Source organism: Mycobacterium sp. SMC-21 (assembly GCF_045310825.1).
GTDB lineage: Bacteria > Actinomycetota > Actinomycetes > Mycobacteriales > Mycobacteriaceae > Mycobacterium.
In genome coordinates, this window is record NZ_JBJIAO010000002.1 from 283,647 (window position 1) to 309,426 (window position 25,780).

At 66.6% G+C, this 25,780-nt stretch carries 22 protein-coding genes, 1 tRNA gene and 1 pseudogene; 10 read left to right on the plus strand and 14 right to left on the minus strand.

All coding sequences use genetic code 11. The annotated features are described in order from the left end of the window. Window positions 1-43: 43 nt before the first annotated feature. From pgm to ACJH6H_RS03340, 6 genes and pseudogenes are all read left to right on the plus strand, one after another. Window positions 44-1,678, plus strand: a complete 1,635-nt coding sequence (gene pgm / locus ACJH6H_RS03315) for a phosphoglucomutase (alpha-D-glucose-1,6-bisphosphate-dependent) (protein ID WP_406774201.1) — start codon at window positions 44-46, stop codon at window positions 1,676-1,678. Then, window positions 1,675-2,933, plus strand: a pseudogene (locus ACJH6H_RS03320) (MFS transporter); the annotation flags it as partial. The gene pgm and the pseudogene ACJH6H_RS03320, both read left to right, overlap by 4 nt. Before the next feature lie 60 nt (window positions 2,934-2,993). Then, window positions 2,994-3,066 (plus strand) — tRNA-Ala (locus ACJH6H_RS03325). 123 nt (window positions 3,067-3,189) lie between these two features. After that, window positions 3,190-3,645, plus strand: a complete 456-nt coding sequence (cynS, locus tag ACJH6H_RS03330) for a cyanase (RefSeq protein ID WP_318986051.1) — start codon at window positions 3,190-3,192, stop codon at window positions 3,643-3,645. An 82-nt stretch (window positions 3,646-3,727) separates the two neighbouring features. Then, window positions 3,728-4,603, plus strand: coding sequence for an alpha/beta hydrolase (locus ACJH6H_RS03335; RefSeq protein WP_318986052.1), 876 nt, complete (start codon window positions 3,728-3,730; stop codon window positions 4,601-4,603). Between the two features lie 70 nt (window positions 4,604-4,673). Next, complete coding sequence (locus ACJH6H_RS03340) at window positions 4,674-6,359, plus strand: patatin-like phospholipase family protein (RefSeq protein WP_406774202.1); 1,686 nt, start codon at window positions 4,674-4,676, stop codon at window positions 6,357-6,359. On the opposite strand, the gene ACJH6H_RS03345 is transcribed toward ACJH6H_RS03340, so the two are convergent. Both ACJH6H_RS03345 and ACJH6H_RS03350 read right to left on the minus strand, forming a co-directional pair. Then, complete coding sequence (locus ACJH6H_RS03345; protein ID WP_406774203.1) at window positions 6,301-7,032, minus strand: DUF998 domain-containing protein; 732 nt, start codon at window positions 7,030-7,032, stop codon at window positions 6,301-6,303. The genes ACJH6H_RS03340 and ACJH6H_RS03345 overlap by 59 nt on opposite strands. 65 nt (window positions 7,033-7,097) lie before the next feature. Then, entirely contained in the window at window positions 7,098-7,796 is a 699-nt protein-coding gene (locus ACJH6H_RS03350) for a lycopene cyclase domain-containing protein (protein WP_406774204.1), read from the minus strand. A 131-nt stretch (window positions 7,797-7,927) separates the two neighbouring features. Between ACJH6H_RS03350 and ACJH6H_RS03355 the strand changes: the two genes are divergently transcribed. Continuing rightward, the gene (locus ACJH6H_RS03355) at window positions 7,928-8,230 is read left to right on the plus strand and encodes a DUF4333 domain-containing protein (protein WP_406774205.1); all 303 of its coding nucleotides are present in this window, start codon (window positions 7,928-7,930) and stop codon (window positions 8,228-8,230) included. A gap of 61 nt (window positions 8,231-8,291) precedes the next feature. On the opposite strand, the gene ACJH6H_RS03360 is transcribed toward ACJH6H_RS03355, so the two are convergent. Continuing rightward, entirely contained in the window at window positions 8,292-9,035 is a 744-nt protein-coding gene (locus ACJH6H_RS03360; RefSeq protein ID WP_406774206.1) for a TetR family transcriptional regulator, read from the minus strand. 26 nt (window positions 9,036-9,061) lie between these two features. Next, a complete protein-coding gene (locus ACJH6H_RS03365; RefSeq protein ID WP_064859663.1) occupies window positions 9,062-9,718 on the minus strand; it encodes a TetR/AcrR family transcriptional regulator in 657 nt (218 codons plus the stop codon). 162 nt (window positions 9,719-9,880) lie between these two features. Between ACJH6H_RS03365 and ACJH6H_RS03370 the strand changes: the two genes are divergently transcribed. Then, window positions 9,881-10,471: a TetR/AcrR family transcriptional regulator gene (locus tag ACJH6H_RS03370; RefSeq protein WP_061009878.1), complete on the plus strand. Its 591-nt coding sequence runs from the start codon at window positions 9,881-9,883 to the stop codon at window positions 10,469-10,471. Between the two features lie 13 nt (window positions 10,472-10,484). Here ACJH6H_RS03370 and ACJH6H_RS03375 read toward each other — a convergent pair whose 3' ends face one another. The 3 genes from ACJH6H_RS03375 to ACJH6H_RS03385 form a co-directional block, all read right to left on the minus strand. Beyond that, window positions 10,485-11,963: a mechanosensitive ion channel domain-containing protein gene (locus ACJH6H_RS03375; protein ID WP_406774207.1), complete on the minus strand. Its 1,479-nt coding sequence runs from the start codon at window positions 11,961-11,963 to the stop codon at window positions 10,485-10,487. Between the two features lie 3 nt (window positions 11,964-11,966). After that, window positions 11,967-14,165 carry an adenylate/guanylate cyclase domain-containing protein gene (locus ACJH6H_RS03380; protein ID WP_406774208.1) on the minus strand — a complete coding sequence of 733 codons (2,199 nt, stop codon included), beginning with the start codon at window positions 14,163-14,165 and terminating at the stop codon, window positions 11,967-11,969. A gap of 123 nt (window positions 14,166-14,288) precedes the next feature. Continuing rightward, window positions 14,289-14,873 carry a TetR/AcrR family transcriptional regulator gene (locus tag ACJH6H_RS03385; protein ID WP_406774209.1) on the minus strand — a complete coding sequence of 195 codons (585 nt, stop codon included), beginning with the start codon at window positions 14,871-14,873 and terminating at the stop codon, window positions 14,289-14,291. A gap of 124 nt (window positions 14,874-14,997) precedes the next feature. Between ACJH6H_RS03385 and ACJH6H_RS03390 the strand changes: the two genes are divergently transcribed. After that, the gene (locus tag ACJH6H_RS03390) at window positions 14,998-16,761 is read left to right on the plus strand and encodes an acyl-CoA dehydrogenase (RefSeq protein ID WP_406774258.1); all 1,764 of its coding nucleotides are present in this window, start codon (window positions 14,998-15,000) and stop codon (window positions 16,759-16,761) included. Between the two features lie 67 nt (window positions 16,762-16,828). Here ACJH6H_RS03390 and ACJH6H_RS03395 read toward each other — a convergent pair whose 3' ends face one another. The 5 genes from ACJH6H_RS03395 to ACJH6H_RS03415 all read right to left on the minus strand — a co-directional run bounded on the left by ACJH6H_RS03395 (window position 16,829) and on the right by ACJH6H_RS03415 (window position 22,297). Further along, window positions 16,829-19,114, minus strand: coding sequence for an alkaline phosphatase family protein (locus ACJH6H_RS03395; protein ID WP_135357313.1), 2,286 nt, complete (start codon window positions 19,112-19,114; stop codon window positions 16,829-16,831). Between the two features lie 202 nt (window positions 19,115-19,316). After that, window positions 19,317-19,730 (minus strand): hypothetical protein, encoded by a 414-nt coding sequence (locus tag ACJH6H_RS03400; RefSeq protein ID WP_061009885.1) that lies wholly within the window; start codon window positions 19,728-19,730, stop codon window positions 19,317-19,319. A 187-nt stretch (window positions 19,731-19,917) separates the two neighbouring features. Further along, the gene (locus ACJH6H_RS03405; protein WP_135357314.1) at window positions 19,918-20,253 is read right to left on the minus strand and encodes a GerW family sporulation protein; all 336 of its coding nucleotides are present in this window, start codon (window positions 20,251-20,253) and stop codon (window positions 19,918-19,920) included. Window positions 20,254-20,329: 76 nt separating this feature from the next. Continuing rightward, on the minus strand, window positions 20,330-20,827 hold the full coding sequence (locus ACJH6H_RS03410; protein WP_406774210.1) for a TspO/MBR family protein: 498 nt from the start codon (window positions 20,825-20,827) through the stop codon (window positions 20,330-20,332). 90 nt (window positions 20,828-20,917) lie between these two features. Continuing rightward, the gene (locus ACJH6H_RS03415) at window positions 20,918-22,297 is read right to left on the minus strand and encodes a deoxyribodipyrimidine photo-lyase (protein WP_133427112.1); all 1,380 of its coding nucleotides are present in this window, start codon (window positions 22,295-22,297) and stop codon (window positions 20,918-20,920) included. 81 nt (window positions 22,298-22,378) lie between these two features. Here ACJH6H_RS03415 and ACJH6H_RS03420 point away from each other — a divergent pair, with 81 nt between their 5' ends. Further along, window positions 22,379-23,146 carry a DUF2127 domain-containing protein gene (locus ACJH6H_RS03420; protein WP_061009895.1) on the plus strand — a complete coding sequence of 256 codons (768 nt, stop codon included), beginning with the start codon at window positions 22,379-22,381 and terminating at the stop codon, window positions 23,144-23,146. A gap of 9 nt (window positions 23,147-23,155) precedes the next feature. Here ACJH6H_RS03420 and ACJH6H_RS03425 read toward each other — a convergent pair whose 3' ends face one another. Then, the gene (locus ACJH6H_RS03425) at window positions 23,156-24,625 is read right to left on the minus strand and encodes an AMP-binding protein (RefSeq protein WP_406774211.1); all 1,470 of its coding nucleotides are present in this window, start codon (window positions 24,623-24,625) and stop codon (window positions 23,156-23,158) included. 93 nt (window positions 24,626-24,718) lie between these two features. Beyond that, window positions 24,719-25,693, minus strand: coding sequence for an NADP-dependent oxidoreductase (locus ACJH6H_RS03430; RefSeq protein ID WP_406774212.1), 975 nt, complete (start codon window positions 25,691-25,693; stop codon window positions 24,719-24,721). Window positions 25,694-25,780: the final 87 nt, after the last annotated feature.

The window sequence follows — 25,780 nt, forward strand, 5'->3', positions numbered from 1 at the left end:
GACCGGTGCACACCGGGGGAGAAGCGGTAGCAGAATCGAGGCCATGACGGCCAACCCGCGCGCCGGCCAACCGGCCCAGCCAGATGACCTGATCGACGTGGCCCACGTGGTCACCGCCTACTACACCGTGGCGCCCGATCCTGAGAACGTCGACCAGCAGGTGGTCTTCGGTACGTCGGGCCACCGCGGTTCGAGCCTGGACGCGGCGTTCAACGAGCCGCACATCCTGGCCACCACACAGGCGATCGTCGAGTATCGCGCCGCGCAGGGCATCACCGGACCGTTGTTCATCGGACGTGACACGCACGCCCTGTCCGAGCCGGCCTGGGTCACGGCGCTCGAGGTGCTGGCCGGCAACGAGGTCGTCGCGATGATCGACGCGGCCGACCGCTACACTCCGACGCCGGCGGTCAGTCACGCGATCCTGACCTTCAACCGCGGCCGTGAAGGCGACCTCGCCGACGGCATCGTCGTCACCCCGTCGCACAACCCGCCGCGCGACGGTGGCTTCAAATACAACCCGCCCAACGGCGGTCCGGCAGACACCGATGCCACGAGTGTGATTGCCAAGCGCGCCAACGAGATTCTGCGCGACGGGCTGCGCGACGTGAAGCGGATACCGCTGGCCCGTGCGCTGGGCTCCACGGAGCGGCACGACTACCTCAATGCCTATGTCGAGGACCTGCCGAATGTGGTCGACCTGCACGCCATTCGCGCCGAGGGCGTGCGCATCGGCGCGGACCCGCTCGGTGGTGCCAGCGTCGACTACTGGGCCGCCATCGCCGAGCGGCATCAGTTGGACCTCACGGTCGTCAACCCTCTGGTCGACGCGACGTGGCGGTTCATGACGCTCGACACCGACGGCAAGATCCGGATGGACTGCAGTTCGCCGAACGCCATGGCGTCACTGATCGCGAATCGGGACCGCTACCAAATCGCCACCGGCAACGACGCGGACTCCGACCGGCACGGCATCGTCACGCCCGATGGTGGACTGCTCAACCCGAACCACTATCTCGCCGTGGCCATCGACTACCTCTACACACATCGAGCGGGGTGGCCGGGTTCCACTGCGGTCGGCAAGACCGCGGTCAGCTCGTCGATCATCGACCGGGTGGTCGCCGGACTGGGGCGAAAGCTCGTGGAGGTGCCGGTCGGCTTCAAGTGGTTCGTCGATGGATTGCTCAGCGGCACAATCGGATTCGGCGGCGAGGAGAGTGCCGGGGCGTCGTTCCTGCGCACGGACGGGACCGTCTGGACCACCGACAAGGACGGCATCATCCTGGCACTGCTGGCCTCGGAGATCCTGGCGGTCACCGGTAAGTCGCCGTCGCAGCGCTACGCCGAGCTGACCGAAAAGTACGGTGCTCCGACCTACGCTCGCATCGACGCGCCGGCCAGCCGCGAACAGAAGGCCCGCTTGGCGAAGCTGTCGGCCGAGCAGGTCACCGCGACCGAGTTGGCGGGCGAGCCGATCGTCGCCAAGCTGACCACTGCGCCCGGCAATGGCGCGCCGTTGGGCGGGCTCAAGGTGACCACCGAGAACGCCTGGTTCGCCGCGCGGCCGTCGGGAACAGAGGACGTCTACAAGATCTACGCCGAGTCGTTCAAGGGTCCGGAACATCTGGCGCAGGTTCAGGCCGCGGCGCGGGAAGTGGTGAATACAGTCATAGCGTGAGCGCTGTAACGGAGGGCGACTGTCCGACCCCGACCCGACTGCCGGCCGAGATCTGGGTGCTGGCCGGCGCCAACATCGTCATCGCACTCGGCTACGGCGTGGTGGCCCCGGTACTGCCGGCGTACGCCCGCAACTTCGGTGTCAGCATCAGCGCGGCGACGTTCGTCATCACCGCGTTCGCCGCGATGCGCCTGATCTTCGCGCCGCCCAGTGGCCTGTTGGTGCAGAAGCTCGGTGAGCGGCGCGTCTATCTCACCGGCCTGCTGATCGTCGCGTTGTCGACGCTGGCCTGCGCGTTTGCGGAGACCTACTGGCAGCTGTTGGTGTTCCGATCCCTCGGTGGTGCGGGCTCGGCAATGTTCACGGTGTCGTCGCTGGCGCTGATGATCCGGCTGTCGCCGTTCGACGCCCGTGGCCGGGTGGCCGGGTTGTTCTCGAGCGCCTTCATGATCGGTGGCGTGGCCGGGCCGGTGGTCGGCAGCTTGACCGCAGGGCTGGGTCTGTCCGTGCCGTTCGCCATCTACGGGGCGGCGCTGGTGGTCGCCGCGGCCGTGGTGTTCGTCAGCCTGCGGAACTCGACGCTGGCCGCTCCGGACGAGGAGGCGGTCGGGCCGACGGTGTCGGTGCGAACCGTGCTGCGCAACCGTGCCTATCAGGCCGCCCTGCTGTCGAACCTGGCGGCCGGATGGGCGGCGCTGGGCCTGCGCGTGGCGCTGGTGCCGCTGTTCGTGGTCGACGTCCTGCACCGCAGCGCGGGCATGGCCGGCCTGGTGCTGGCGATGTTCGCGATCGGCAACGTCTGTGCCGTGATTCCCAGCGGGCACCTGTCCGACCGGGTGGGCCGCCGCAAATTGATGATCGTCGGCCTGACGGTGTCGGCCGCCTCGACGGCGCTGCTCGGCTGGACCACGTCGCTGCCGGTGTTCCTCGTGATCGCGTTCGTGACGGGTGCGGCGAGTGGCGTCTTCGTCTCGCCCCAGCAGGCGGCCGTCGCGGACATCATCGGCAACCGCGCACGCGGCGGTACCGCCGTAGCGACCTTCCAGATGATGTCGGACCTCGGCACGATCGTCGGCTCCCTGGCCGCCGGACAGATCGCCCAGCACGTGTCCTTCACCGCCGCATTCGGCGTCGGCGGGGTGATCCTGCTGGCGGCTGCGGTGTGTTGGTCGCTGGCCCCGGAAACGCGTCGATCCGGTGACGACGAGGAGACCCCGATCTGTCCACTGGGCCACGAGCCGGTGGAAGGGTCCCTCTGACCAGCCGTTTTGTCGACGGTGGTGCCAGTGGTGTAGCTTCATCAGGCACCACTTAAGGGGCTATGGCGCAGCTGGTAGCGCACCACACTGGCAGTGTGGGGGTCAGGGGTTCGAGTCCCCTTAGCTCCACAAGTAAAACCCGTTCTGACTTCGGTCAGAGCGGGTTTTCTCGTTTCCGGGGGCGGGCATTGCTGGTGCGGCAGCGCCGAACTCGTAATTCCTCAGTAACACCGGTCCACGAAGCTGTACCGCATGACACGAGATCAAGTAACCGAAGCGATCGTCGCCGCGCGCCTGGCGAAAGGCCTGACGTGGCAACAGTTGGCGGATGCGGTCGAGCGTCCGCTGGTGTGGACGATCGCGGCACTGCTCGGCCAGCACCCGGTGCCGGCCGAACTGGGCGCCAAGGTCGTGGCACTGCTCGGTCTCGACGAGTCCGTCGTTCCCGTGCTGGCCGCCGTTCCGATGCGCGGCGGGTTGCCGACCGCGGTGCCCACCGACCCGACCATCTACCGGCTCTACGAAGCGCTCTCGGTGTACGGTCCAGCGCTCAAGGAGGTCATCCACGAGCAGTTCGGTGACGGCATCATGAGCGCCATCAACTTCAGCCTCGACCTGCAACGCAAGCCCCACCCGGGCGGTGACCGCGTGGTGATCACGTTCGACGGGAAGTTCCTGCCCTATGAGTGGAACGCGGCGACGAACTGATCGCTGCGGACCGCGTCAGCGTCCCGATCGAAGAATCCGCCACCTCTCGATCATCGAACTTACCGCGCGGTAAGATGCGCGCATGACTCAGCGCAGCATGCCGACCGTCGATGGCGTGACCCATGAATACGTGCAGGCCGGCGACGTGAAGATTCACGTCGCCGTGGCCGGGCCGGAGGCGGGGCGCCCGGTCGTCCTGCTGCACGGTTGGCCGGAGAACTGGTTCATGTGGCACAAGGTCATCCCGGCGCTGGCCGATGCCGGCTACCGGGTGCACGCCATGGACCTGCGCGGCGCCGGCTGGAGCGAGGTCACGCCGAAGGGCTACGAGAAGGAGCAGTTCGCCTCCGACGTGCTCGCCGCGGCGACGGCGCTGGGGCTGGACACCTTCGACCTGGTGGGTCATGACTGGGGCGGCTGGACCGCGCAGCTGGTGGCGTTGAAGGCGCCGACGCGCGTCACGCGGCTGGCGATCCTGAACATCCCGCCGGTGTGGCAGGAGCCGGGCCGGGTCGCACGGCATGCCCACAAACTCGCGTACCAACTTGTCGTGGGCGCTCCGGTGGTCGGGCCGCTGTCGCACCTGTCGCCGACGCTGTGGTGGTTCATCCGCCGCAGTGGCATGCCCCAGGAGTCGGTGGACTTCTTCCGCAGCTGCTTCCGTGATCGGGACCGTCGTGTCGCGGGCTCCAAGATCTACCGCGCCATGGTCGGCAAGGAGTTCGCGAAACTGGCGCGTGGTCCCTACGACGATCAGAAGCTCGCGATGCCGGTGCGGGTGCTGTTCGGTCTCGACGATGTGGCGGTGCATCCGTCGCTGCTGGAGGGCTTCAAGGACCACGCCGACGATCTGAACATCACCGAGGTGCCCAACTGCGGTCACTTCATCATCGACGAGCAGCCCGATCTGGTGATCAAGTGGCTCTCGGACGTGCTGGCCGAGTCGCGGCAGAGTTGACGTTGTCGGGCAGTTCTGGCAATCCGACCCAACCGCCGCGGCCGGATGCCCGGTGGCGAACAATGATCTGATGGTGAATCCCGAGCTCGTACCGTTCGGCGACGTGTCCACCGAGCTGGCGGTGATAGAAGCCGCGGAACCCCCTGGCCTTCCGGGCAGCAATCCGACTCTCGCACTGCAGCACATGGAAGCCGCGCTGGTTCGGGCCGACCTCGAATGCCCCGACGTGCTCAGCCCCGAGCAGTTCCGGCGCCTGCGCTACCTCTTGAGCTTCGCGCGGTTGACGGTGTTCGAACCGGGTGCCGCCGGGCCGGGCGGCACCCGCGGCCGTGGCGATGTGACGGTCGGTGACGAGATCGCCGGCTTCCGTGCCCGGGTGATTGACGCGCTCTACCACGCACTGCGCGGGCGAACCACCGCACAGGAACGGCTGGATGCCGCGAAGGCGATCCTCGAGACTTTCGCCGAAGACGTCGACTACGAGCGGTCGGTGCTGCTGGAGCGTCACGGCAATGACTTCTCCGCGGCCGAACTCGACGCCGAACTCGGTTACAAGACCTACGTCGCGGTGCTGGGCGGCGGGGGCGGCGCCGGCTACGTCTACCTCGGCGGCATGCAGCGCATGCTCGCGGCGGGGCTGCCGCCCGCGTACATGTTGACCAACTCGTTCGGCGCCATCGTCGGCAGCGTCATGGCGCGCGTGCTGCCGGTGCCCATCGAGGACTACGTCGCCTGGGCGAAGACCGTCACCTACCGCGGCGTCCTGGCCCCGGCCCGGACCCGTCGTCGCCACGGACTCAACGGACTGTTCTCATTGCAGTTCAACGAGTTCGCCAAGGAGATGTTCACGCGCGAGGACGGTGAACCGATGCGGATGACCGATCTCTCGATCCCGTACGAGACCGTCGTCGCCGGGGTCCGGAAGCAGTCTTTCGACCGGCTGCCCGGCCAGTTCCATCCGTCGCATTTCACGATGATGGGGGTGCGCGCGCTCGAGCACCTCAAGCTTGGCTACGCGCCCGGCGTCGTCAACCGGCTGTGGCAGGTCGCTGCGTTCATCGATTCGCGCGTCGTCAAGCCGATCGTGCTCGGCGGCGACGATCTGACGGCCGACTTCAATGTCGTTGACGCCGCGAGCTTTTCGTCGGCGATCCCGGGGATTCTGCATCATGAGTCGAGTGATCCGCGGATGTGGGGCCTGCTCGATCAGCTGCTCGTGGAGAAGGATGTCGCCGCATTGGTCGACGGGGGAGCGGCGAGTAACGTCCCGATCGAGCTGGCGTGGAAGCGAATTCAGGACGGTCGGCTCGGCACCCGCAACGCGTGCTACATCGGCTGGGACTGCTTCCACCCGCAATGGAACCCGAGACACCTTTGGCTGCAACCGATCACCCAGGCGCTGCAGTTGCAGATGGTCCGCAACGCGCCGTTCGCCGACCGCGTCATCCGGTTCAGTCCCACGCTGTCTCCCGTCACGTTGGCCGCCGCGCCGGAAGCCATCGATCGCGCGATCGAGTGGGGCAACGCCTCGGTGGAGAGTTCGGTGCCGTTCGTGCAGCGGCTCACCGAACCGGTGTGGTGGCAGGGAAATCAGCCGCCGCAGGTCGATCGGACGCCGATTCGCGTCTCCGCACCGCTGCAGCCGATGACCACGATTCTGGACGGTGCCCGGCGCGCGGCCGAGTACGTACCACGGGTCACTCGGGTACGGCGCCGGGTTGCGGCCGTGGGGGACCGCATCCGTCGATCACAGTGACGCCGTCACGTGCCGCGCGGATTACCAGAGCAGCCAGCCACGCAGATATGACGCCGATCTGTAGCCGCTCCACCAGCCCGGCCCAGGCCGTCGAGGACGCCAGGCACATGGCGACGTCGACACCGCCGAGGAGGGCAGCCGCGGCTGCAGCAGAGAGTCCGGCGGCGCCGAGCCTGCCGTAGCCCGGGTGACGTGTCAGCACTGCCCCGTAGAGGCCGATGGCACAGACGAGTGCGGTGAACCCGATGAGGCTGGAAGCGGTATGGGGTTGGACGACCTGCGTGGTGTGAATCGCTTCTTCCTTTGCGCGGCAGCTCATGTCGATCGATGGCGCGCACGGCATGGGCCACAGGCCATCGGCCATCGACGAGATTCCGGCGACCATCGCGCACAGATGCGCGACCGACGCCTGCGTTGTCGGCGGCCAACGCATCAGCAGATTGGCAACGGCGATCAAGCCGACTCCGGCCACGACGTCACTCACCCGGAAGAACGAACGCGCCGGTTGGCCTGCGACGGCCAGCTCGCTGACGTACGAGCGCAGGGGGCTGAGCTGGGAGTTGACCAGCCACTCCACTGGGAAGTCGCAGTAAGCCAAGACGCCCACGAGCGCGGTGAGCGCGACGACGAACGACAGCGACGCGCGGCGATCTTGGATCATCTCGGCATTCATGTCTGGCTGATACCCACTTCTGCCGGTGCCCACCGCAAACGCGAGCCCGCGGCGCCGTCGTGCCGTCACGCCGATGGGTCGACCGTCGCCCACACGACGTACTCGGCGACGCTGGACCACATCAGGCCGAAGACGAAGCCGAACGACAACTCCTCGACAGGTACGCCCGCGATGACGGCCCCGGACAGTGCCGGCAGATTCCAGACGCTGTCGATGTAGCCGGGAAATGCGATGTTGAACAGCGCGAAGAAGACGAAGTAGAGGCCGAAGAACAGCAAACCGCACGTCAACATCCGGGCGATCAGATCCGGCCGGCAGGCCGCGCTGACTGCCACGCCCGCGCTCAGCGCCGCGATGGTCGTGATGATCGGGTTGAGGCTCGTCAGGAGGGTGAGCAGGACGAGCACCGGTATCGGGACCGCGATGGCGACGGCGTGGAGGATCTGCCGAGGCCCACGCGGTGCGGCTGCGCTGCGGCGCAGCTGTCGGTTCGTACGCAAGGCGCCGTACACCGCGGTGGCGATTCCCCCGATGGCGAACGAGAACAACACGCTCTCGATATCGAAACCCGTCTTGAGATTCAGGTCGAAAAGCGTTGGTGGGTGCCAGTATTCGGGAACGTAGAGCGGTTCGGTGAGTCCCAGCAGCGCGGTTGCCGCGCTGACCCGCAGCATCAGCATGCGTCGCAGCCGGCTCGAACGCCACCACAGCGCCAGCCAGATGAGGAGGAACGCCAAGCTTCCGGCCAGATATGCAAACCTCATCGTCGCGATTACCTCGGCAGGTGAAAGGGCAACTGTCGTGATACCCGCTGACCGCGCGGCTAATTGCCCGCGGCCGGACGCTGCGGCCGTTTTCCAACGCGTTTCCAACTGGCTGCCACTACGTTCCCGTCATGACCCGATCCACCGGCTTCATCGGCACGACCGTCATCGTCGGGGTGCTCACGCTGCAGTTGGGCGCGTGTACCTCGACCATCAAACCGGAAGGCGCCGCGCAGTCGGTGACCGACATGGTGACCAGCAAGACCGGATTCCACCCGACCGATGTCAAGTGCCCATCGGGCATCGACGCCGAGGTCGGCGGCGAATTCGACTGCACCTTCACGGGACCGGAAGGGCCATATAAGGCGCACCTGAAGATCACCAGTGTCGACGGTGACAAGGTCGGTTTCGACATCAAGACGAACCGGAGTTAGGTCACGCGCGGGCGGCGGTGTCTCCGTGCGGCGACATTAATCGGCGTGGTGTCGGGCCGGCTCACGAGCGCGCTGATCTGCGCGCTCGTGCCTCCTTGGTGTTGGCCGCGATCAGGAGCTCAGCGTGGTCGATAATGCACTCGAGCCCGAAGTCGAAATTCACCTCGTCCAGAGTGCAGAGTTGCCGACCGTCCCGAAGCGCCTGCGCGAGTAGTGGTGTGGTCCCGGGATCGACAAGGGGAGCGTCCTTGCGCCCGTCCCGTCCCGCTTCGGGGGTCATCTTTTCCCGAAGGCGTTGCAGCACAACCGATCCACGGACGTGAACTGATACCGCTGTATAGACGTCCAACGCAGCCTCCGGTGTCAGCCCGGCTTCGACCAAACTGGAGATGGCGTGCTCGACGGCTTGTACGCCCAAGCCGTCGGTGTGTAGGGCGTGTGGGGATCGAATGAGGATCAGGTCGCACATCACCGGGTTGTCCACAAATATTTGACGCATCGCGCGGGCATGGCTGCGTAACGCGGACCGCCAGTTCTCGGCAACGGAATAGACCGCGGAAAGCGCATACTCTCGCAAGGCGAGGTCCGTCATGGCGTCCAGCAGGTCGTCCTTTTTGCGGAAGTACCAGTAGATGCTCGTGACACCGACGTCGAGATGCTTTCCCAGCATCGGCATGCTGAGATGGTCGATCGAAACCTGTTCGGCGAGTTCGAAAGCACCGCTGACGATGTCGTCGGGATTGATGGAACCTCGTTCGCGCCGCCGGCGCTTGTCTGCGGTTGCCTCTGTTGTCACTGCGGGCACCCCATCTCGAAATCCGTTTCCAATTCTCACTTTGGCGCGGCGAACCCGTTGGCCAAGAAATCCCATAGTTCGTCGGTGGTGATGGAATCTGCGGCTGCGCTGTCGGTGGTCCCACTGGATTGAGCGATGAACATCACCGTCTGCATGGCCATCGCCGCCATTCGAGCCGGATTGGCACTCGGCCGAAGTTCGCCTGCGGCACTGGCATTTTCCATCAACTCGGTGAGCAACGACAGCAAAGGTGCTTGGGCGATTTTGACCTCATCCGGATGCGTGACCACGAGTCGCGGAGCGAAGTCGGTGAACAGTGGCTGCCTGGCCGCTGGGTCGGGTCGGCACAGTTCGAAGAGCAGCTCGATGGAAATTTTGAGGCGATTCAGCGGGTCACTCTCGGGGTCGGCGGCGGCCCGAATCTGGTCGGCTGCGCGGTTCAGCGCATCTTCGAATAGCGCCAGCAGTAATTCATGCTTGCCGTCGAACTGCAGGTAGAAGCTACGCAGCGACTGGCCTGAGCGGTCGACGACCTCCTGGACAGTGAAGTCCGTGGTGCCCTTCTCGAGGATGATCGACTGAGCCGCGTCCATGAATCGTTGGACTCGTTGGGCTGCCCGGAGTTTCGCCGTCTTGACTGAGCGCTCGACCGCGCGTTGTTTCCAGATCGGATCGTCTGTCGGGCTGGTCACCACACGCCCAGGTCATCGGCGGAAAACACTCATGAATTGTACCCGAACCCAGGCTGGCGGATGCTCGTGCCGAGCGCCTGCTTAGCATCATGGCGTCGCCGTCACGTGGTGGAACCGCGAGAATGGCGCCCGGCGGCAGCGGTGGAGAAAGGTGGTGACGGTATGGCATCGGAGCGCAGGATCGCTGGTCCCGAGTCGAAGAACCGCGGAGCCCTACTCGATGCCGCCGAGGCGCTGATGCTCGACGAGGGCTACGCCGCGGTGACATCGCGGCGGGTCGCTGAAAGGGCAGGGCTCAAGCCGCAGCTGGTGCACTACTACTTCCGCACCATGGATGATCTGTTCCTGGCTGCGATCCGGCGCAGGATCGAGCAGGAATTGGCATCGCAGGCCCAGATCCTACGGGCGCCGAACCCGTTGCGGGCGTTGTGGAATGCCCTCATCGACAACCGTGATTTCGGACTGATCACGGAATACACGGCACTCGCCAATCATCGGAAAGCGCTGCGGGCCGAGATCGCGGCCGCAGCGCAGCAGTTTCTGGAAGCGCAGGCTGAGACTGTCCGGTCCGTCCTGTCGCGGCACGGCATCGCCGCCGAGGATCTACCGCCGGTTGTGGCGACGTCCTTGATCGTCGGGACGGCGCAACTGCTGTCCATGCATGCGTCGCTTGGGTTGTCAGGCGGTCGTGACGACATCGTCGAGTTCTTCGATCGACACATCAGCAAGTTCGACGGGACGGCCGAGACGTGATGCCTGTCGGGAGCTAAGAGGAATGCAGCCCGTTGGCTCCACCGGCAGTGCCGAGTTGTGCGGCCCCGGCATCACGAATTGCCTTGGCGCGGTCTGCTTTCCCCGCAGATCTGATGGTGGCTCTGGCCTCGCTCCGCCGTTCGTCGATGAGGCGGCCGAACTCCCGGGACAGTTGGGGCCGGTCGGTGAGCAGGCGCTGGATTTCGTCGTGCTCGATCTGCAGCAGGGTGACTTCGTCGAGGGCGTGCACGTAGGCGAGGTTGGCCTGGTGGGTGAACGCGGCGACGCCGATGAGCGCGCCCTTGTCCAGGCTGCGCACGCCGGCGACTGAACCATCGGCCGTCGGCACGGTCAACCGGACCCGGCCTGACACCACCACGTTGATGGTTTTCGGGACCTCGCCGGGCGCCTGGATGAGCTCGCCGGTGCCGTACCGGATCAGGCGTGCGTACGGGGCGAGAGCTTGCTGGTCGGCCTTGTTCAGCCGGAGTGCGGGCGCCGCCGCCTCCTCGAGCGCTTCGTCGACACGTTTCGGGGTGGAGTAGTCGTCGGCCACACCGTCGAGATGCAGCTTGTCGCGCCGGGCCGCGTACCAGGCCCAGCGCAGGAAGGTGGCCTGCACGGCGTCGTCGTCCCCGGGCGATTTGAGCCCGATGGTGGTGCGGTACTTGTGATCGCCGATGGGCACGGTGCTGGGCTCGACGTCGTCGCCGCGGTTGGGCAGGGCGGCCGCAATCCGGGTGAGCATCGCGCACACCTGATCGGGCGGGTCAGTGGCGGCGAACGTGGTGGTGACGGTGGTGTGCGAGGTGGCCAGCCGGCTCAGGTTGGTGAACGACGTGCCGGCCAGCACCGAGTTGGGGGTGATCTGCACGCCGGTGCTGGACTCGATGTGCACTGCGCGCCAGTTGACTTCGACGACGCGGCCACGCGCCGCGGCAGTGTCCAGCCAGTCGCCCATCCGGAACGGCTGCTCGAACAACATGAACAACCCGGACACGATCTGCCCGACGGAGTGCTGCAGCATGAGGCCGAGGACCACCGAGCTGACGCCGACCGCGGTGAAGACGCCCTTGATATTGCTGCCCCAGATGTAGCGGGAGATCACCGCCAAGCCCAGGATGATGAGCACCATCCGGGCCACGTCGAGGAAGATGCGGGGGATGCGGCTGCGCCACGAGGTCTCCGGGGCGTTCGCGAACATCGTGTTGCTCAAGCCGGACAGCACCAGCAGCAGCACCAGGAAGACCAGGACGGTCGCCACGATGCGGATGGGAACGTCGCGGGCGGGGACGACGGCGACCTTGAGCATCAGCAGCAGGACGGCGATCACGGGGAGCACATACGTGCGCAGGAGCCCGACGGGCGCGGCGAGCGGGCTGTGCCGGCGGATCAGGGAGCGGCGCCACTCGGTCAGGACGATCAGGCCGACAGGTAGCCCGATGGCGATCGCTGCGACCCACAGAAACCATGACGAACCGGAGGAGTACACGGGTTACCGCCGCCCGGCCAGTCGCCAGATGGGCTCTTCGACGTCGTCGACCGTGTGCTGTCCGGCCGGTGTGAACCGGTGGGTGTCGTGCACGGCGTCGTACACCCGCCCGGTGATGTAGATCCCGGGCTCGGCGCCGCCGGCCTGAATCTGATAGGCCAAATCGACTGCGCTGCCCCACATGTCGTACATCATGGTGGCGCCGCCCACCAGGCCGCTGGTGACGGTGCCGGTGTCGATGCCGGCCCGGAAACCGAGCTGCAGATTGTCCTCGTCGTTGAGGCGGGCCACGATGCGCTGCAACTCGATGGCGAAGTTGACGATGCGCTCGACGTTGTCCAGCCGGGGCACGTTCAAACCGCAGCTCGCCGTGTAGCCGTTGCGCAGGATGCGCACCGGCTCGACCCCGCTGCGTTCGGCGGCGTCGTCGAACTGGCGGACCAATTCGTTGACCACGGTGAGGAATTCGTCGGCCGGCAGCGCACTGGAGAGGGCGTCGAGGCCGTCGATGTCGGCGAACAGCACCGCGACGTCTTGGTGGTTCTCGCTGATGGTCTCCTCGCCGCTGCGATAGCGCTCGATGACCGATTCGGGCATCAGCGAGCGCAGCAGCTGGGCGTTCTCGCGGCGTTCGCGGCGCAGCAGGTCGTCCTTGATCCCGAGCAGCCGGCTCATGTCGTTGAATGTCTTGGTCAGATCCCCGAATTCGTCGCGCGTCCGCACCGGGATCATCGCGTCGTAGTCGCCCCTGCTGACTTTCTGGGCACCGGCCTCGAGCCGTCGGATGGGCCGTACGAACAGTTGCGCCAGTGCCATGGCGGCCAGGCAGTCCAGGATGACGATCGCGGTCACGGCCACGCCCATGGTCCGGGTGAAGACACGTTCGGGCGCAAAGGCTTCCGCGGTGTTGATCTTCGCGACGATCGACCAATTGACGTCGGGACCGACGGTCACGGGCGCATATGACTGCAGCGTTTCCTGGCCGAGGTAGTCGGTGGCGATGAGGACCCCCGACTGGCCGCGCTGCGCCGCGCGGGTGGCGGGGCCACCGACGGGCTGTATCAGCGTGGTACCGCCGAGCCGGACGGCCCGCTCCGCCAGCTCGGCCGGCGTCCCGGCCGCGACGACGTCGCGTTGATAGGTCTGCCGATTCTCCTCGAAGACACGCGAATTCGACCGCATGAGGTCGTCGGTCCCGGCGAGATAGGTTTCGCCAGTGGCGCCCAGACCGTTCGCCTGCCACTTGCCGTTGAAGGTCATCAGGTCATTCAGCCCGGAGATCGGGAACTGCAGTGCCACCACTCCCACGGTGCGCCCGCCCGAAACGACCGGCGCTGCCATCCAGGCGATGGGGTGGTCGGCGGCCGGGTGATAGGTCTGGTAGTCGGTGACGGCGACATACCCGACGCGGTCGGCGCCCATCGCCTTGGCGTAGGCCTCGTGCAGGTTGCCCTGTTGGTACGGACCGGACAGGACGTTCGTACCGAGGTCCGCCCGTTTCTTGGCCGAGTACACGACATTGCCGGCGGCATCGATCAACAGGGCGTCGCCGTAGCCGAACAGCCGCACGATCTCTTGGAAGAACGGGTTGTAGCGGGCCGAGGCGGCGCCCCAGGCGGTGGGATCGGGCGGCGGTGGTGGGCCGTTCGGCCGTGCCGCGGCGACGGTGTACCGGGCCTGCAGGTACTTGGCCGCGTTGGACGACGGCAACAGCACGTCGAGGTTCAGCTTGGCCCCCGTCGCCCGTTCGACAGGGTTGATCAGTTCCTGGTTGTAGTAGTCGATGATCGCCTGCTGCTCAGCGGGATCGATTGTGGCATTGGCCAATTCGTTGAACCCGGTGCTGAAGGCCTGCACGGCTTCGGCCATCGCGGGCCCGCTGGTGTAGATGAGCAGAGCGTTCTTCAGGTTGGTCACCTGGGCGGCGAACTGCCGGGACTGCGTCTCACGGACCTGCGTCAACCGGTCGAAGGCGGCGTTGCGCAACGAGGCCTGTCCGGTCTGATATCCGATGAAACCCACGATGGCGGCCGAGACGATGCTCGCGGCCAACAACATCGTGATGAGCTTCGACTGGATGCTGAATCTGCCGCGCACGCGGCGCAACCGGACCTCGGTCGTTGGCGCGTCGCCCGTGGTGGACGGGCTGTCGTCGGCCGCCGTCGCGACCTCTTCGCGATCCTCCGGTGGAGGGTTGACCATCGGGACTCCTGTCGTCGGCAGCAAGTACATCATGACCGGTGCCGATGACTGGCAGGTTATGGCAGGTAGAGCCCGAAAATCGGGCGTCCCGACGCCCTTTCGCGCGAGCTGCGCGGCGCGCGGTCAGCGCACCAGGCGGGCGGCGACCTGGGCGTAGATCTCGCCCAGTTTGTGCGGATCGCGGTGGGTGCGTGACGGGAACCACCGGCAGACGTCGACGCACAGTGACGAGATCGCCATGACGACGTCGTCGAGGTTGTCGACGTGGAATTCGCCTGTCGCCATACCGCTTTCGATGATGTTGGCGACGACTGCGGTGACCTGGTGCCGCAGTGGGGCGATGGTGCGGTAGTGGGCGGGGGTCAGCCCGTGCAGCTCGTACTGCACGACCCTGGCCTGCTTGCTGTTCTCCGCGTGCCAGGTCGCGAACGCTGAGACGACCGCATGGAAGCGTTCTGCGGGCGGAACGGCCGCGTCGTCGGTCGCACGCAGGGTCGCCAGCAGGCTGCCGTGCCCTTCCAGGGCGATGGCGTAGAGCAGCTCTTCCTTCGAGCGGTAATGCGGGTACATGGCCGTCGCGCTCATGTTGAGGCGTTTGGCGATCTGGCGGGTCGAGCTGCCGCCGTAGCCGGACTCGGCGAACGCCGCGATGGCCGCCCGCCGGATGCGCTCGGCGGCGGCCGAGTCGGTCGTCCGGTCGGTCTTCATGTGCAGGTGATCGTACACACAGTTGACACAGACCCGACCGATAGGCGATATTAGCAATCGCTTAGGAAATGAGCGACTGCTAATGTCTGGCTGCATTGGAAGGTAGAACCCAGTGACTGATTTCATGTCTCGGCGCGACCTGGACTTCTTGCTGTACGAGTGGCTTGACGTCGTCGAGCTCACCAAGCACGAGCACTTCGCCGAGCACTCGCGGGATACCTTCGACGCCGTCCTCGACCTGAGCGCAGACATCGCCACCAAGCGCTTCGCGCCGCACAACAAGAAGGCCGACCACAACCCGCCGTTCGTCGACGAGAGCGGCAAGGTGGTGCTGATCGACGAGATCAAGCAGGCGCTGGACGACTTCAACGGCGCGGGCCTGATGGCCAGCTCGTTCGATGAGCGCGTCGGCGGCATGCAGCTGCCCAACGTGGTCGCGCAGTCGTCGGCCGCGTTCTTCCGTGCCGCGAACCCCGCCACCTTCTCGTACGCCTTCCTGACCGTCGGCAACGCCAACCTGCTGACCGAGTACGGCACCGACGAGCAGATCGACACCTGGGTGCGCCCGATGCTCGAGGGTCGCTACTTCGGCACCATGTGCCTCTCCGAGCCGGATGCCGGTTCGTCGCTCGCCGACATCAGCACCAAGGCCACCAAGGCTGCCGACGGCACCTACCGGGTCACCGGCACCAAGATGTGGATCACCGGTGGTGACCACGAGCTGTCCGAGAACATCGTGCACCTGGTTCTGGCCAAGGTTCCCGGCGGCGGCCCCGGCGTGAAGGGCATCTCGCTGTTCATCGTGCCGAAGTTCCTGACCGACGGCACCCGCAACGACGTCGCGCTCGTCAGCCTCAACCACAAGATGGGCAACCACGGCACCACCAACGCCCTGCTGAACTTCGGTGACGGCAGCCACCAGCCGACCGACGAGCCCGGCGCCGTCGGCTACCTCGTGGGCGAGGAGCACCGCGGTCTGGCCTACATGTTCCACATGATGAACGAGGCCCGCGTCGCCGTCGGCTCCATGGCCACCGCCATCGGCTACGCCGGTTACCTGACGTCGCTGGAGTACGCCAAGGTGCGCACCCAGGGTCGTCCGGTCGGCGACAAGGATCCGTCGCGGGCGCAGGTCGCGATCATCGAGCACGCCGACGTCAAGCGCATGCTGCTGGCTCAGAAGTCTTACGTGGAAGGCGCTTTGGCGCTCGGCCTGTACTGCGCACGGCTGGTCGACCAGATCAAGATCTTCACCGGCGCCGAGCGTGACGAGGCCGAGCTGATGCTCGAGGTCCTCACGCCGATCGCCAAGAGCTGGCCGTCGCAGTGGTGCCTGGAAGCCAACAACCTCGGCATCCAGATTCACGGCGGCTACGGCTACACCACCGAGTACGACGTCGAGCAGCAGTACCGCGACAACCGCCTCAACGCCATTCACGAAGGCACGCATGGCATTCACGGCATCGACCTGCTCGGCCGGAAGGTGGTCATGCAGGGCGGCGCCGGCCTGAAGCTGCTGCAGAGCCGGATCGGTGACACCGTCCAGACCGCACTGCAGTCGGAGGCGACGGCCGGCTACGCGCGTGACCTGCAGGCGCAGACCGACCGCCTCGCCGAGGTCACCGCGGCGCTGTGGGCCGCGGGCGATCCCGAGACCACGCTCGCCAACTCGACCGCTTACCTCGAAGCCGCCGGCCACATCGTGATGGCCTGGATCTGGCTGGAGCAGCTGGTTGCCGCCGGCGGCAACACCGGCAACTTCTACGACGGGAAACGTGCTGCCGCGCAGTACTTCTTCCGTTACGAGCTGCCGAAGGTGACGACCCAGCTGGACCTGCTGGCCAGCCTGGACCGCACCACCGTCGAGGCTCAGGTCGACTGGTTCTGATCCGCTGAACCAACCGGAAGTAGACGTCGGACCCGAGGTTTTTCCTCGGGTCCGACGCTCGTTTGGGCTACGGCATGACCGGCGGCGTGCCCCAGAAGTCGTTGAGCGGCACGGCGTAGGCGTCGTTGTTGGTCAACGGCGCCAATTGCAGTGAATCCTCGATGGTGCGCAGCAGGCTGTAGTGGTTGGCGTAGCTGGTGCTGGTGAAGTTACCCGACCGCATCCCGGCGCTGACGGCTGCCGGAGATGGGATCACCACGGTGACAACGCGATTGCCGCCGTTGCCGAAGCCGAGCGAGAGGTTGTCGGTGTCTTCGTCGAATGTGACGACGATCGCCGACTTCTGCGTCGGGTCGTTCCAGACCGCCGAATTCAGAATTGTCGGGATGGTCTGCTGAGCGAACTGGTCGGCCGCCTTCACGTTGTACTGGTGGTTGGTGAGCAGCGCCCCAATGTAATTGAGATAGCCGCCGGGGAAGTCGAGCGGCCCTTCACCGTTGTTGGCCTCGTTGGCCGCGAACCACACGAAGTTTGGCGTGGTGGCCGACGACGAGAGGTCTGTCGCCATCTGGGTCAGTGGGTGGAGATGCGCGGTGGCGTGGGCCTGGTTGTTGTAGATGTCGCTATATGCCAGGAACGGCAACTGGTCGGGCGCGTAACCGCTTGTCGACACGTAGGGCCCAGCGGCGGACATGCCCTGCGCGTAGCCGGCCCATGTCTTGCCTGCCGATTCGATTCTGTCGGCGAGGTTGGTGGCATCGATGCAGTTGGTCGCGCAGTTGTAGCTGAGGCCGAAGTCGGAGCCGCCGAGGATCGGGTAGTAGTTCGGATCGCTCGGGTGCGTCAGCGCGTGGTAGTCGGTCGCGACGCCGTAGGTGTCGATCAGGCTGTTGAGGTACGGCGCGTTGGCGCTGCCGACAATGTCCTTGTAGCCCTTGTTCTCCAGGTAGACCATGAAGATGTGGTCGAGTGCGCCGACCGTCGACTTCGGCGGGGTGGGCGGCGACGGTGCAGGCAGCGACGCCCCGACGGTGAACGAGAGATCGTCGGCGAACGCGTTGTTGTAGCCGCCGGTCAGCGGGTTCAAGTCTTTCAGGGTGACGACAACTTGCGCGGTGCGGGTGCCGGCCGGGACGGTGCCTTCGGTGCTGCGCTCGAGCAGTCCGGTCTGGAACCAACGTTCGAAGGGGCCGACGGGCGCCACTTTGCCGACCCCCAGTTGCGTCCCGGTGGCGTCGAGGAACGTGACCTTGATCGACGCGGCCGAAGGATCGATCATGGCGCCGCCCAGGAAGCCGCTCAGCTTGAACGGTGTCGTGCCGGTATCGATGCCCGCGACGGCGCCACTGAGATCGACTGTCTGGGTCAGCGTGGAGGTCGCGACATTGCCGCCTCCGAAGAACTGCGTGTCGCCCGGGGTCGGCCGATCACTGGGGAAGTTGAAGATGGCCGGGAGTGTCGGCCCCGGCGTCGGCAGACCCAACGGGAGCTGGCGCTTGGTGCCATAGGGCGGCGTGCCGGTGACGGTCCAGCCGGGGATGGACACCGTGCTGCCGCCGGACAGCGAAGGATCACCGAACTCGGCACCGGGGTTGGTCAGCAGGTTCGGGCTCGTCACGTTCCAGGCGGAGACCACATGGGGTGGAAGGAGATTCGTCTCGATCTGCCTGCGCACCCAGGCCAATACCGTCCACAGGGCGGGCGAATTGGCGGGTACGTTCGACGGCAGCGTCGATACCAGCGGCCGCAGCACCACGCCGATGAGTTGCTTTGCGGCGGTGACGATCTGGTTGATCGTGTTGGGTACGGAAGGGGCCGACACGGTGGGCGTGACGACCGCCGCCGGCGGTGCGGCGGCGGTATGGGCCACCGATGCCGTCGCGGGCACGGCCGAGGTCGCGGCGACCGCTGGTGTGGGGGAGTGGTTGACCGTCGCAGTGGGCCGCGGCTGATCGGTTTTCGTTGTGGCGCTGACGGATTCGCCGGTGGTCGAGGCCGGCGCGGCCTTGGTGGCGCGGTCTGCGTGGCGGGTGGAATTCGCGTCGCGGTGCTTGCCGGCCGTCTCGGTGTTCTTGCTGTCAGCGCCCTTGTTCTTCGGCTGCCGCTTGGGCTTGTGGGGTGAGGGCACCGATCCGTCTGGCGTCGAGGCCGGCGTCGTGTCGGCCCGTGCCGCCGTCTCTGAGGTGGGCGTGTGGGGTGCCGGCTTGCCTGGGGTTGCTGCTTGTGTCGCGTGCGAGGTGTCCGTCGCCGACGGCTCGGCGTAGGCGATCGCCTGCCCCGTCGTCAGCGATACGCCGACCCCCAGAAAAACTGCCAGGGCGCCGACCCGGCCGATGTACCGTGAGCAACCCATGGTCGTTCCCTCCGCCCGCGCACTGATGGCTGTCAGCGGTAACGGTAGAAAGAATTGACGCCAGAGTCAGCATTTCTGCCTGGGATACAGCTGGGAGTATCCGTAGAGTTTCCGGGGATTTGGTGAGTGCTGCGAGGTCCGCAGTCCCCGTCAGCGGGCCGCCACCCCGTCAAACGACGGGGTGGCGGCCGCTTGCTGTCGGTCAGATGCGGATGAACGCGCTGCCCTGCATGTCCCAGACGCCCCAAGCGCCCAGGTCAGGGTTCCAGACCACCTGCATGCCGGTGGCCCAGTCCGGGAGCGCCGGTGCCGGTGGGGTGCCCATCGGCGGCACCACCGGGACCAGGACCCACGACGGCGTCGCGGTGAACGGAATACGGTCCTGCGGCATCGGCCCGCCGTGTCCAGGAGGCGGGAGGAAACCGCGTCCCGGCGGGAGCGGGTTGCCCGGTGTCCCGGCGTTTACGCCTGGTCCGGGGACGTTGGGCGACGGAAATGGCGGTGTCGGCATCGGGCCGACCGGGTCTGCCTGCGCGAGGCCGGCGCCGACGCCGAGGCCTGCCAGGCCAAGCATGCTGGTTGCAACTGCACGCGCTGCGGTCTTCTTCAAGGTCATGGGTTGAACTCCTTGCGTGTGCTCGTGATGAAAGAGGAATCGCTCTTCCGCGCTGTCCCGCGGTCGAACAACTCCACGACCCCCGCAACACCAGATACCCAGAGGCGGGCTCGCGAAACGACGCAAGTGTCGACAAGTCGACGATCTGAATCTGTGAGATGAAATCCGCGCCCGGCGCGGATGAACGTCAGCGCTGCCGACGCGAAGCCGGGTGCCCGTGGTCGGACAGGTCCGGCCACGGCGGGCGCCGCAGCAGCGCAAGGCAGCCGATCGTGGCGGCCACCAGGCCCGTCACGACACCGACCAACGCGATGCGGTCCGCATCGACGGCGGGCACCCAGGTCGTGCCACTGTCACGGATGACGAAGACGCCCAGCGGTTTTGCCGTCGGTCCGGTGCCGCCGTGGCTGACCTTGGCGACGGGGATCACAGTCGAGCCATCAGGCGTGTGGTACGGCTCGGCGAACACCCGCCCGGACGCGTCATCGGCGAACTGGTCGAGAAAAGCTTCCGGATTCGGCAACCTGGCCTCCGCGTGTATCGGGCGTGGATGCTCGCCAGCGTAGGTCGATGGCCCGGTGAGTGCCAGACCTCCGCGGCTACGACTGGCCGGCTCGGCGGTTCAGTTGCCGGATGTGCCCGCACAACACGGTGGCGAAAGCGCACCACAGCGGATACAGCGCCAGTGGTGCGGCCCGTCCGCCGATCGCGTCGACGGCTCGCCGGGTCAGATCGGCGCTGCTCACCGTCAGCACGGCGCTGACGGCTGTCGCCATTCCGAACCGGCGGCGGTTGAAGAACAACCAGGACCACGCGGCGTTGAGTACGAGGTTCAGCGCGAGCCCGTTCCGGTAGGCGCGTCGCTCGCTGTCGCGGCCGGTTGTCCCCAACTCGTCGATCGTGGCTGCCGACACCACGGCGATGTCCGCGTACAGCGCCGGCCAGACCACCGGAAACACCTGACGCGGCGGCTGGTAGGCCGGCTTCCGCAGCTGCGCATACCAACTCGAGCGGACCGCAGGCGCTGTTGCGGCGCCGCCGACGGCCGCGGTGACGGCTGTCGCGACTCCCGTGATCAGAAATGTCGTGACACGCATCGCAATCCTTCCCCCGGTGCGGCAAAACCGCTACGGCACTGGCCAATTGGCAGGCGCTCCCTTTCGATGCTGCCATACGCCGGGAAATCGCTACGGTTTCCGCGACGCGTGCACCGCGGCGCTACGGGCGCCGACCGCTTGGTACCGGCGGAGCGCTTCGCCGCGCTCTTCGCCGTGATCGACGATCGCCGCCGGGTAGTCGGCCGGCCGCGATCCCGATTTGAGGTGGGGATCAACCACGTCGGCCAGTTCGGGAATCCAGCGGCGGATGTAGGCCCCGGTGGGGTCGAATTTCTGTCCTTGCGCTGTCGGATTGAACACCCGGAAGTAGGGCGCGGCGTCCGTCCCGCTGCCCGCGCACCACTGCCAGCCATGCTGATTGTTGGCGATATCGGCGTCCACCAACTGCTCCATGAACCAGCGGGCGCCCCATTGCCAAGGCAGGTGCAGGTCTTTGACCAGAAAGGACGCGGCGATCATACGTACCCGGTTGGGCATGAATCCGGTCTGATGCAATTGCCGCATGCCGGCGTCGACGAACGGGAATCCGGTCTGTCCGGCCTTCCAGGCTTCGAAGAGCCGCTCTGCCGCGTCGTCGGTATCGGTCTCGATGACATCGAAGTCGCGGTTCCAGTTGTGCCAGGCGCTGTTCGGCCAGTGATGCAGTACCGCGGCATAGAAATCGCGAAAAGCAAGCTGGCGCAGGTACGCAAGGTGGCTGCTGTGGCGTAAGTCGAGGTCGGCGACCATGGTGCGGGGATGAATGGTGCCGAACTTCAAATGCACCGACATATGGCTCGTGCCGTCGATGCCGGGCAGGTCGCGGTGGTCGTCATAGTCGCCCAGTCCCTCGTCGACGAACTGCTGCCACCGGTGCCGAGCTGCCTCCTCGCCGGCGGTGAATCCGGCCGGCACACCAGTGTCTGGGGCGTCGGCAAGTTTGGACACGGCGGTCGCCACGCTGCCCGGATCGATCCACCGTGCCGATTGTGCACCGGTGCCGGCCGGTTGCCGCCAGCCGTGGTCACGCCAGCGACGGAAGAACGGCGTGAACACCTTGTATGGGCTGTCGTCGTCTTTGGTGACCCGCCCCGGCGAGATCAGGTACGGCGATCCGGTGGATATCAGGGGGATACCGTCCAGGGCGTCCTGCACGCGGCTGTCGCGGCGTCGGCCAAACGGCGAGAAATCTGCCGAGATGTGCACTGCAGTGGCATCGACTTTGTTGGCGATCAACGGAATTCGCTCTTCAGGGCGGCCACGGGTGATCAGGAGTCGGCCATCGAGTTCTGCGTTCAGGTGTCTCAAACAGTCGCCCAGGAACTGCAGACGGCGCGGGCCCGACGACGCCTCGAGGCGCGGGTCGAGCACAAAGCACGCGAGTACGTCACGGTCCTGGTCGATCGCAGCCGCCAGCGCGGGCAGGTCATGCAGCCGCAGGTCGCGACGGAACCACAGTAGGGATGGCATCGGTCCATCTTCCTTGAACCGGCGGAACTACGGCGGGCGGATTCGGGTGCTCCGCTCAGCTCGTGTCGATACGGTACGGACATGGTGGATTTCGCCCTCCGGTCCTGCGGACTCCGCGGCCACGCAACGTTCGCCCCGGATGAGCCGGAGCTGGCCGCCCGTCTGCACGTGCAGACCCCGGTCGGTGAGGCGTGGCGCTGCCTGAGGTGCGAGACGTTCGTCGTCGGCCCGCCACGGGGGAAGGGACCGGCGGAATCGGCACCCGAAGTCCCGCGCGGCCGGCTGCTGCGCGACCGCGTGCTGATGCGGGTGCTGGCGGTCGAGCGCGTCTTCCGATTCCTGCTGCTGGCCGCGATGTCCTACGGCGTCTTCAGGGTGCGAGCGGCGCGTGTGCATCTGCGGGACATGTTCGAGAAGGACCTGCCCCTGCTGCGGCCGCTGGCCGACCAGATCGGCTGGAACATCGACGGTTCCAAGATCATTCGGCACATCAACGATGCCTTCACCATGTCGGGCACGACCCTGTTGTGGATCGGGATCGGCATTGCGGTGTATGCGCTGATCGAGTTGGTGGAAGCTGTCGGGCTGTGGGGGATGTGGCGGTGGGGAGAGTATTTCGCGGTGGTGGCCACCGGTATCTTCCTGCCGCTGGAGATCTACGAGCTGACGGAAAAGGTCACCACACTGCGCGTGGCGATGCTGCTGGTGAACATCATCGCCGTGCTGTGGTTGTTGTGGAGCAAGCGGCTGTTCGGCCTCAACGGCGGTGGTGCGGCGTACCGGCAGGAGCACGAGACCGAGAGCCTGATGAGCGTCGAGCGGGCAGGCCTCGCGACGACCACGCCCTGAGCAGCCGCGCTAGTTGGTGAATCGTGCTCGGAGCTGTTCGCGCAGTATCTGTTTCGCGATCTTGCCATTGGTCGTCAGCGGTAGGGCGTCCACGAACACGACGTGCCGGGGGCGCTTGAAGACCGCGATGTGCTCGCGAACATACGCGGTCAGGGCATCCGCGTCAGGGTGAGCCCCGCCGCTGGGCACGACGACCGCGCAGATGGCCTCACCCCAGTACGGATCCGGAACCCCCACGACCGCAACCTGATCCACGTCGGGGTGCGCTGACAGCACGTCCTCGACTTCCCGCGAGGACACGTTCTCGCCGCCGGTGATGATGATGTCCTTCAGCCGGTCGGACACCACGAGTCGGCCCTCGTCGTCGAGATATCCGACGTCGCCGGTGTGCAACCAGCCGTCGACGGTCGTGGGCGTGTCGGGCCAGTACCGGACCGCCACCTGGTCTCCGCGCACCAGGATTTCGCCGTTCGGCGCGATCCGGATCTGCACGCCGCCGTGGGGACGGCCGGCCGACCCGAGGACGGCGGTGTCGCCAGCAGCGCCCGCCCGGTGGTCCTCGGGCCCGAGAAACGTGACGTTGCCGCCGGTTTCGGTCATTCCGTAACCCTGGTGGAATCCCACATCGAGCCGGTCGAGGGCACGCCGGAGCAGGTCGGCCGGAATGGCTGACGAACCGTAGGCGATGTCGCGCAGCGACGGCAGATCGGTGCCGGCCTGGTCCAGATGGGCCAGCAGGCTGTGCAGCATGGTCGGGGCCAACGAACACGAGGTCACCTGGTGCCGGTTCACCGCGGCCGAGAAGTCATCGGGCCGGAATGCCGCCACCGGCAGCACCGTCGACCGGGCACCGTGGTGCACCAGCATGTTGTACCCGGCGATGTGGCACATGGGAAACGGCAGCAGATAGACACCGCCCGCACGGACCGACCTGCCGGCGATACTGCCCCGGACCGCCGCGGTGATCGAACGATGCGTGTGCACAACACCTTTCGGCGCTCCCGTCGACCCACTGGTGAACAGCAGCCAGACAGGGTCGTCGGCGTCAGGTTCGTCGGGCCCGGGCCGTCCGGCCGATTGAGTTGCCGCAGTCCACTCTTCGCTGTCGAACGAGATTGCCTCGGGCCGGTTCAGGGGCCCCAGATAGCGGGCGTCACCCAGTATCAAGGTCGGAGCCGCGGTCGCCAGTTGTGCGACATGCTCGTCGGCACTGAGCCGCTGATTGATCAGGACCAGGATGCGTCCGGCGCGGGGCACCGCGTAGTAGAGCGTCGCGTAATCCGGGCCGTTGTCGGCGATCACCGCGACGCGATCGCCGCGGGTGGTCCGGGATGCGATCCAGCCGGCGACCGCCGCGATGGACCGGTCGAATTGCGCGAACGTCATGACGGTGCCGTCTTCGGCGATGATGGCAGGACGATCGGGTACGGTGGCCGCGGCGTCGGACACCAGGTGATGGAGCAATTCGCCGTGCCCCACAACGCCTCCCGTGCCTCGGCCTGAACGTCCGCATCACGCTACCAGCCCCGTGGTCGGATACATCTCCGTCCCAAGGGCTTTGGCCGGGCGAGCTCAGCCGGAATGCGTGGCGAGGATGACTTTCCCGCGGACGTGACCGGCCTCGACGAGGCGGTGCGCGTCAGCCACCTTCGACAGTGGCAGCACCTCGGTCTCCGGCGGCCGGATCGCGCCCTTGGCGCAGAGTGCCGCCAACTCCGCCAGGTGCTGCGGCTGGCGCTGCACCGCGATCATGTTGGAGACGATCCGCACCCCGCGCTCGGCGGCACGCGCCACCCGCTCCTCGTCGGCGCGCGATATGAGGGTCTCGATCTCGACGTAGCTGCCGCCGGGAGCCACCAGCTCCTCGGCGTGCGGCAGCAGGGTGTCCAGACCGACGGCATCGAGCACCTGATCGACTCCCGACGGAGCCCAGGCCCGCAGCTGCGCGACCACGTCGCCGTCGCGGTAGTCGATGGCCAGCTCGGCGCCGAGTTCGGTGACGTAATCGAAGTTCCTCGGGCTGCACGTCACCGCGACCCGCGCGCCCAGCGTCCGGGCGATCTGGATCGCGATGCTGCCGACGCCGCCGGCGCCGCCGTTGATCAGCACGGACTGGCCGTCCTGCAGCCCGCCGGCGTCGACCAGGCCGCCGTAGGCGGTGCTACCCGCGACGCCCAGGCCCGCGGCGTCGACGTAACTCCAGCTCTCCGGCAGCGGCGCGAGCAGCTCGGACGACGCGATGCAGTATTCGGCGTACGTGCCGTCATTCCCATTGCGCTGGTTGGACATCCCGAAGACCTGATCGCCCACCTGCCAGCCGGTCACGCCCGGCCCGACTGCCGCGATGACGCCGGCCAGGTCGAAGCCGAGCACGAACGGGAAGTGATAGTCGATGTAGGCGGAGAGCTTGCCCTCGCGGGTTTTCCAGTCCGCCGGGTTGACGCTGGTGCAGGCGATCTCGATCAGCACCTCGTCGGCCGCGGGCACCGGGGTGGGCAACTCGTCGGCGTGCAGCACCTCGGGTCCGCCGAACTCGGTCAGCACCATTGCTTGCATTGTGTCGGGCGGGGGAGCGATGTGGGAGGTCATCATTCGGTCTTAGTCGGCCCGCAGCGTCAGTGGAAGGCAGGTTCC

Bases quoted from the DNA above. Each gene is read 5' to 3' on its own strand.
- ACJH6H_RS03415 (WP_133427112.1), bottom strand. From the start codon at position 22,297: ATGCCATCCCTACTGTGGTTCCGTCGCGACCTGCGGCTGCATGACCTG.
- ACJH6H_RS03340 (WP_406774202.1), top strand. From the start codon at position 4,674: ATGGTGAATCCCGAGCTCGTACCGTTCGGCGACGTGTCCACCGAGCTG.
- ACJH6H_RS03345 (WP_406774203.1), bottom strand. From the start codon at position 7,032: ATGAATGCCGAGATGATCCAAGATCGCCGCGCGTCGCTGTCGTTCGTC.
- ACJH6H_RS03335 (WP_318986052.1), top strand. From the start codon at position 3,728: ATGACTCAGCGCAGCATGCCGACCGTCGATGGCGTGACCCATGAATAC.
- ACJH6H_RS03355 (WP_406774205.1), top strand. From the start codon at position 7,928: ATGACCCGATCCACCGGCTTCATCGGCACGACCGTCATCGTCGGGGTG.
- ACJH6H_RS03385 (WP_406774209.1), bottom strand. From the start codon at position 14,873: ATGAAGACCGACCGGACGACCGACTCGGCCGCCGCCGAGCGCATCCGG.
- ACJH6H_RS03395 (WP_135357313.1), bottom strand. From the start codon at position 19,114: ATGGGTTGCTCACGGTACATCGGCCGGGTCGGCGCCCTGGCAGTTTTT.
- ACJH6H_RS03420 (WP_061009895.1), top strand. From the start codon at position 22,379: ATGGTGGATTTCGCCCTCCGGTCCTGCGGACTCCGCGGCCACGCAACG.
- pgm (WP_406774201.1), top strand. From the start codon at position 44: ATGACGGCCAACCCGCGCGCCGGCCAACCGGCCCAGCCAGATGACCTG.
- ACJH6H_RS03390 (WP_406774258.1), top strand. From the start codon at position 14,998: ATGTCTCGGCGCGACCTGGACTTCTTGCTGTACGAGTGGCTTGACGTC.
- ACJH6H_RS03350 (WP_406774204.1), bottom strand. From the start codon at position 7,796: ATGAGGTTTGCATATCTGGCCGGAAGCTTGGCGTTCCTCCTCATCTGG.
- cynS (WP_318986051.1), top strand. From the start codon at position 3,190: ATGACACGAGATCAAGTAACCGAAGCGATCGTCGCCGCGCGCCTGGCG.
- ACJH6H_RS03430 (WP_406774212.1), bottom strand. From the start codon at position 25,693: ATGGTGCTGACCGAGTTCGGCGGACCCGAGGTGCTGCACGCCGACGAG.
- ACJH6H_RS03380 (WP_406774208.1), bottom strand. From the start codon at position 14,165: ATGGTCAACCCTCCACCGGAGGATCGCGAAGAGGTCGCGACGGCGGCC.
- ACJH6H_RS03370 (WP_061009878.1), top strand. From the start codon at position 9,881: ATGGCATCGGAGCGCAGGATCGCTGGTCCCGAGTCGAAGAACCGCGGA.
- ACJH6H_RS03410 (WP_406774210.1), bottom strand. From the start codon at position 20,827: ATGCGTGTCACGACATTTCTGATCACGGGAGTCGCGACAGCCGTCACC.
- ACJH6H_RS03400 (WP_061009885.1), bottom strand. From the start codon at position 19,730: ATGACCTTGAAGAAGACCGCAGCGCGTGCAGTTGCAACCAGCATGCTT.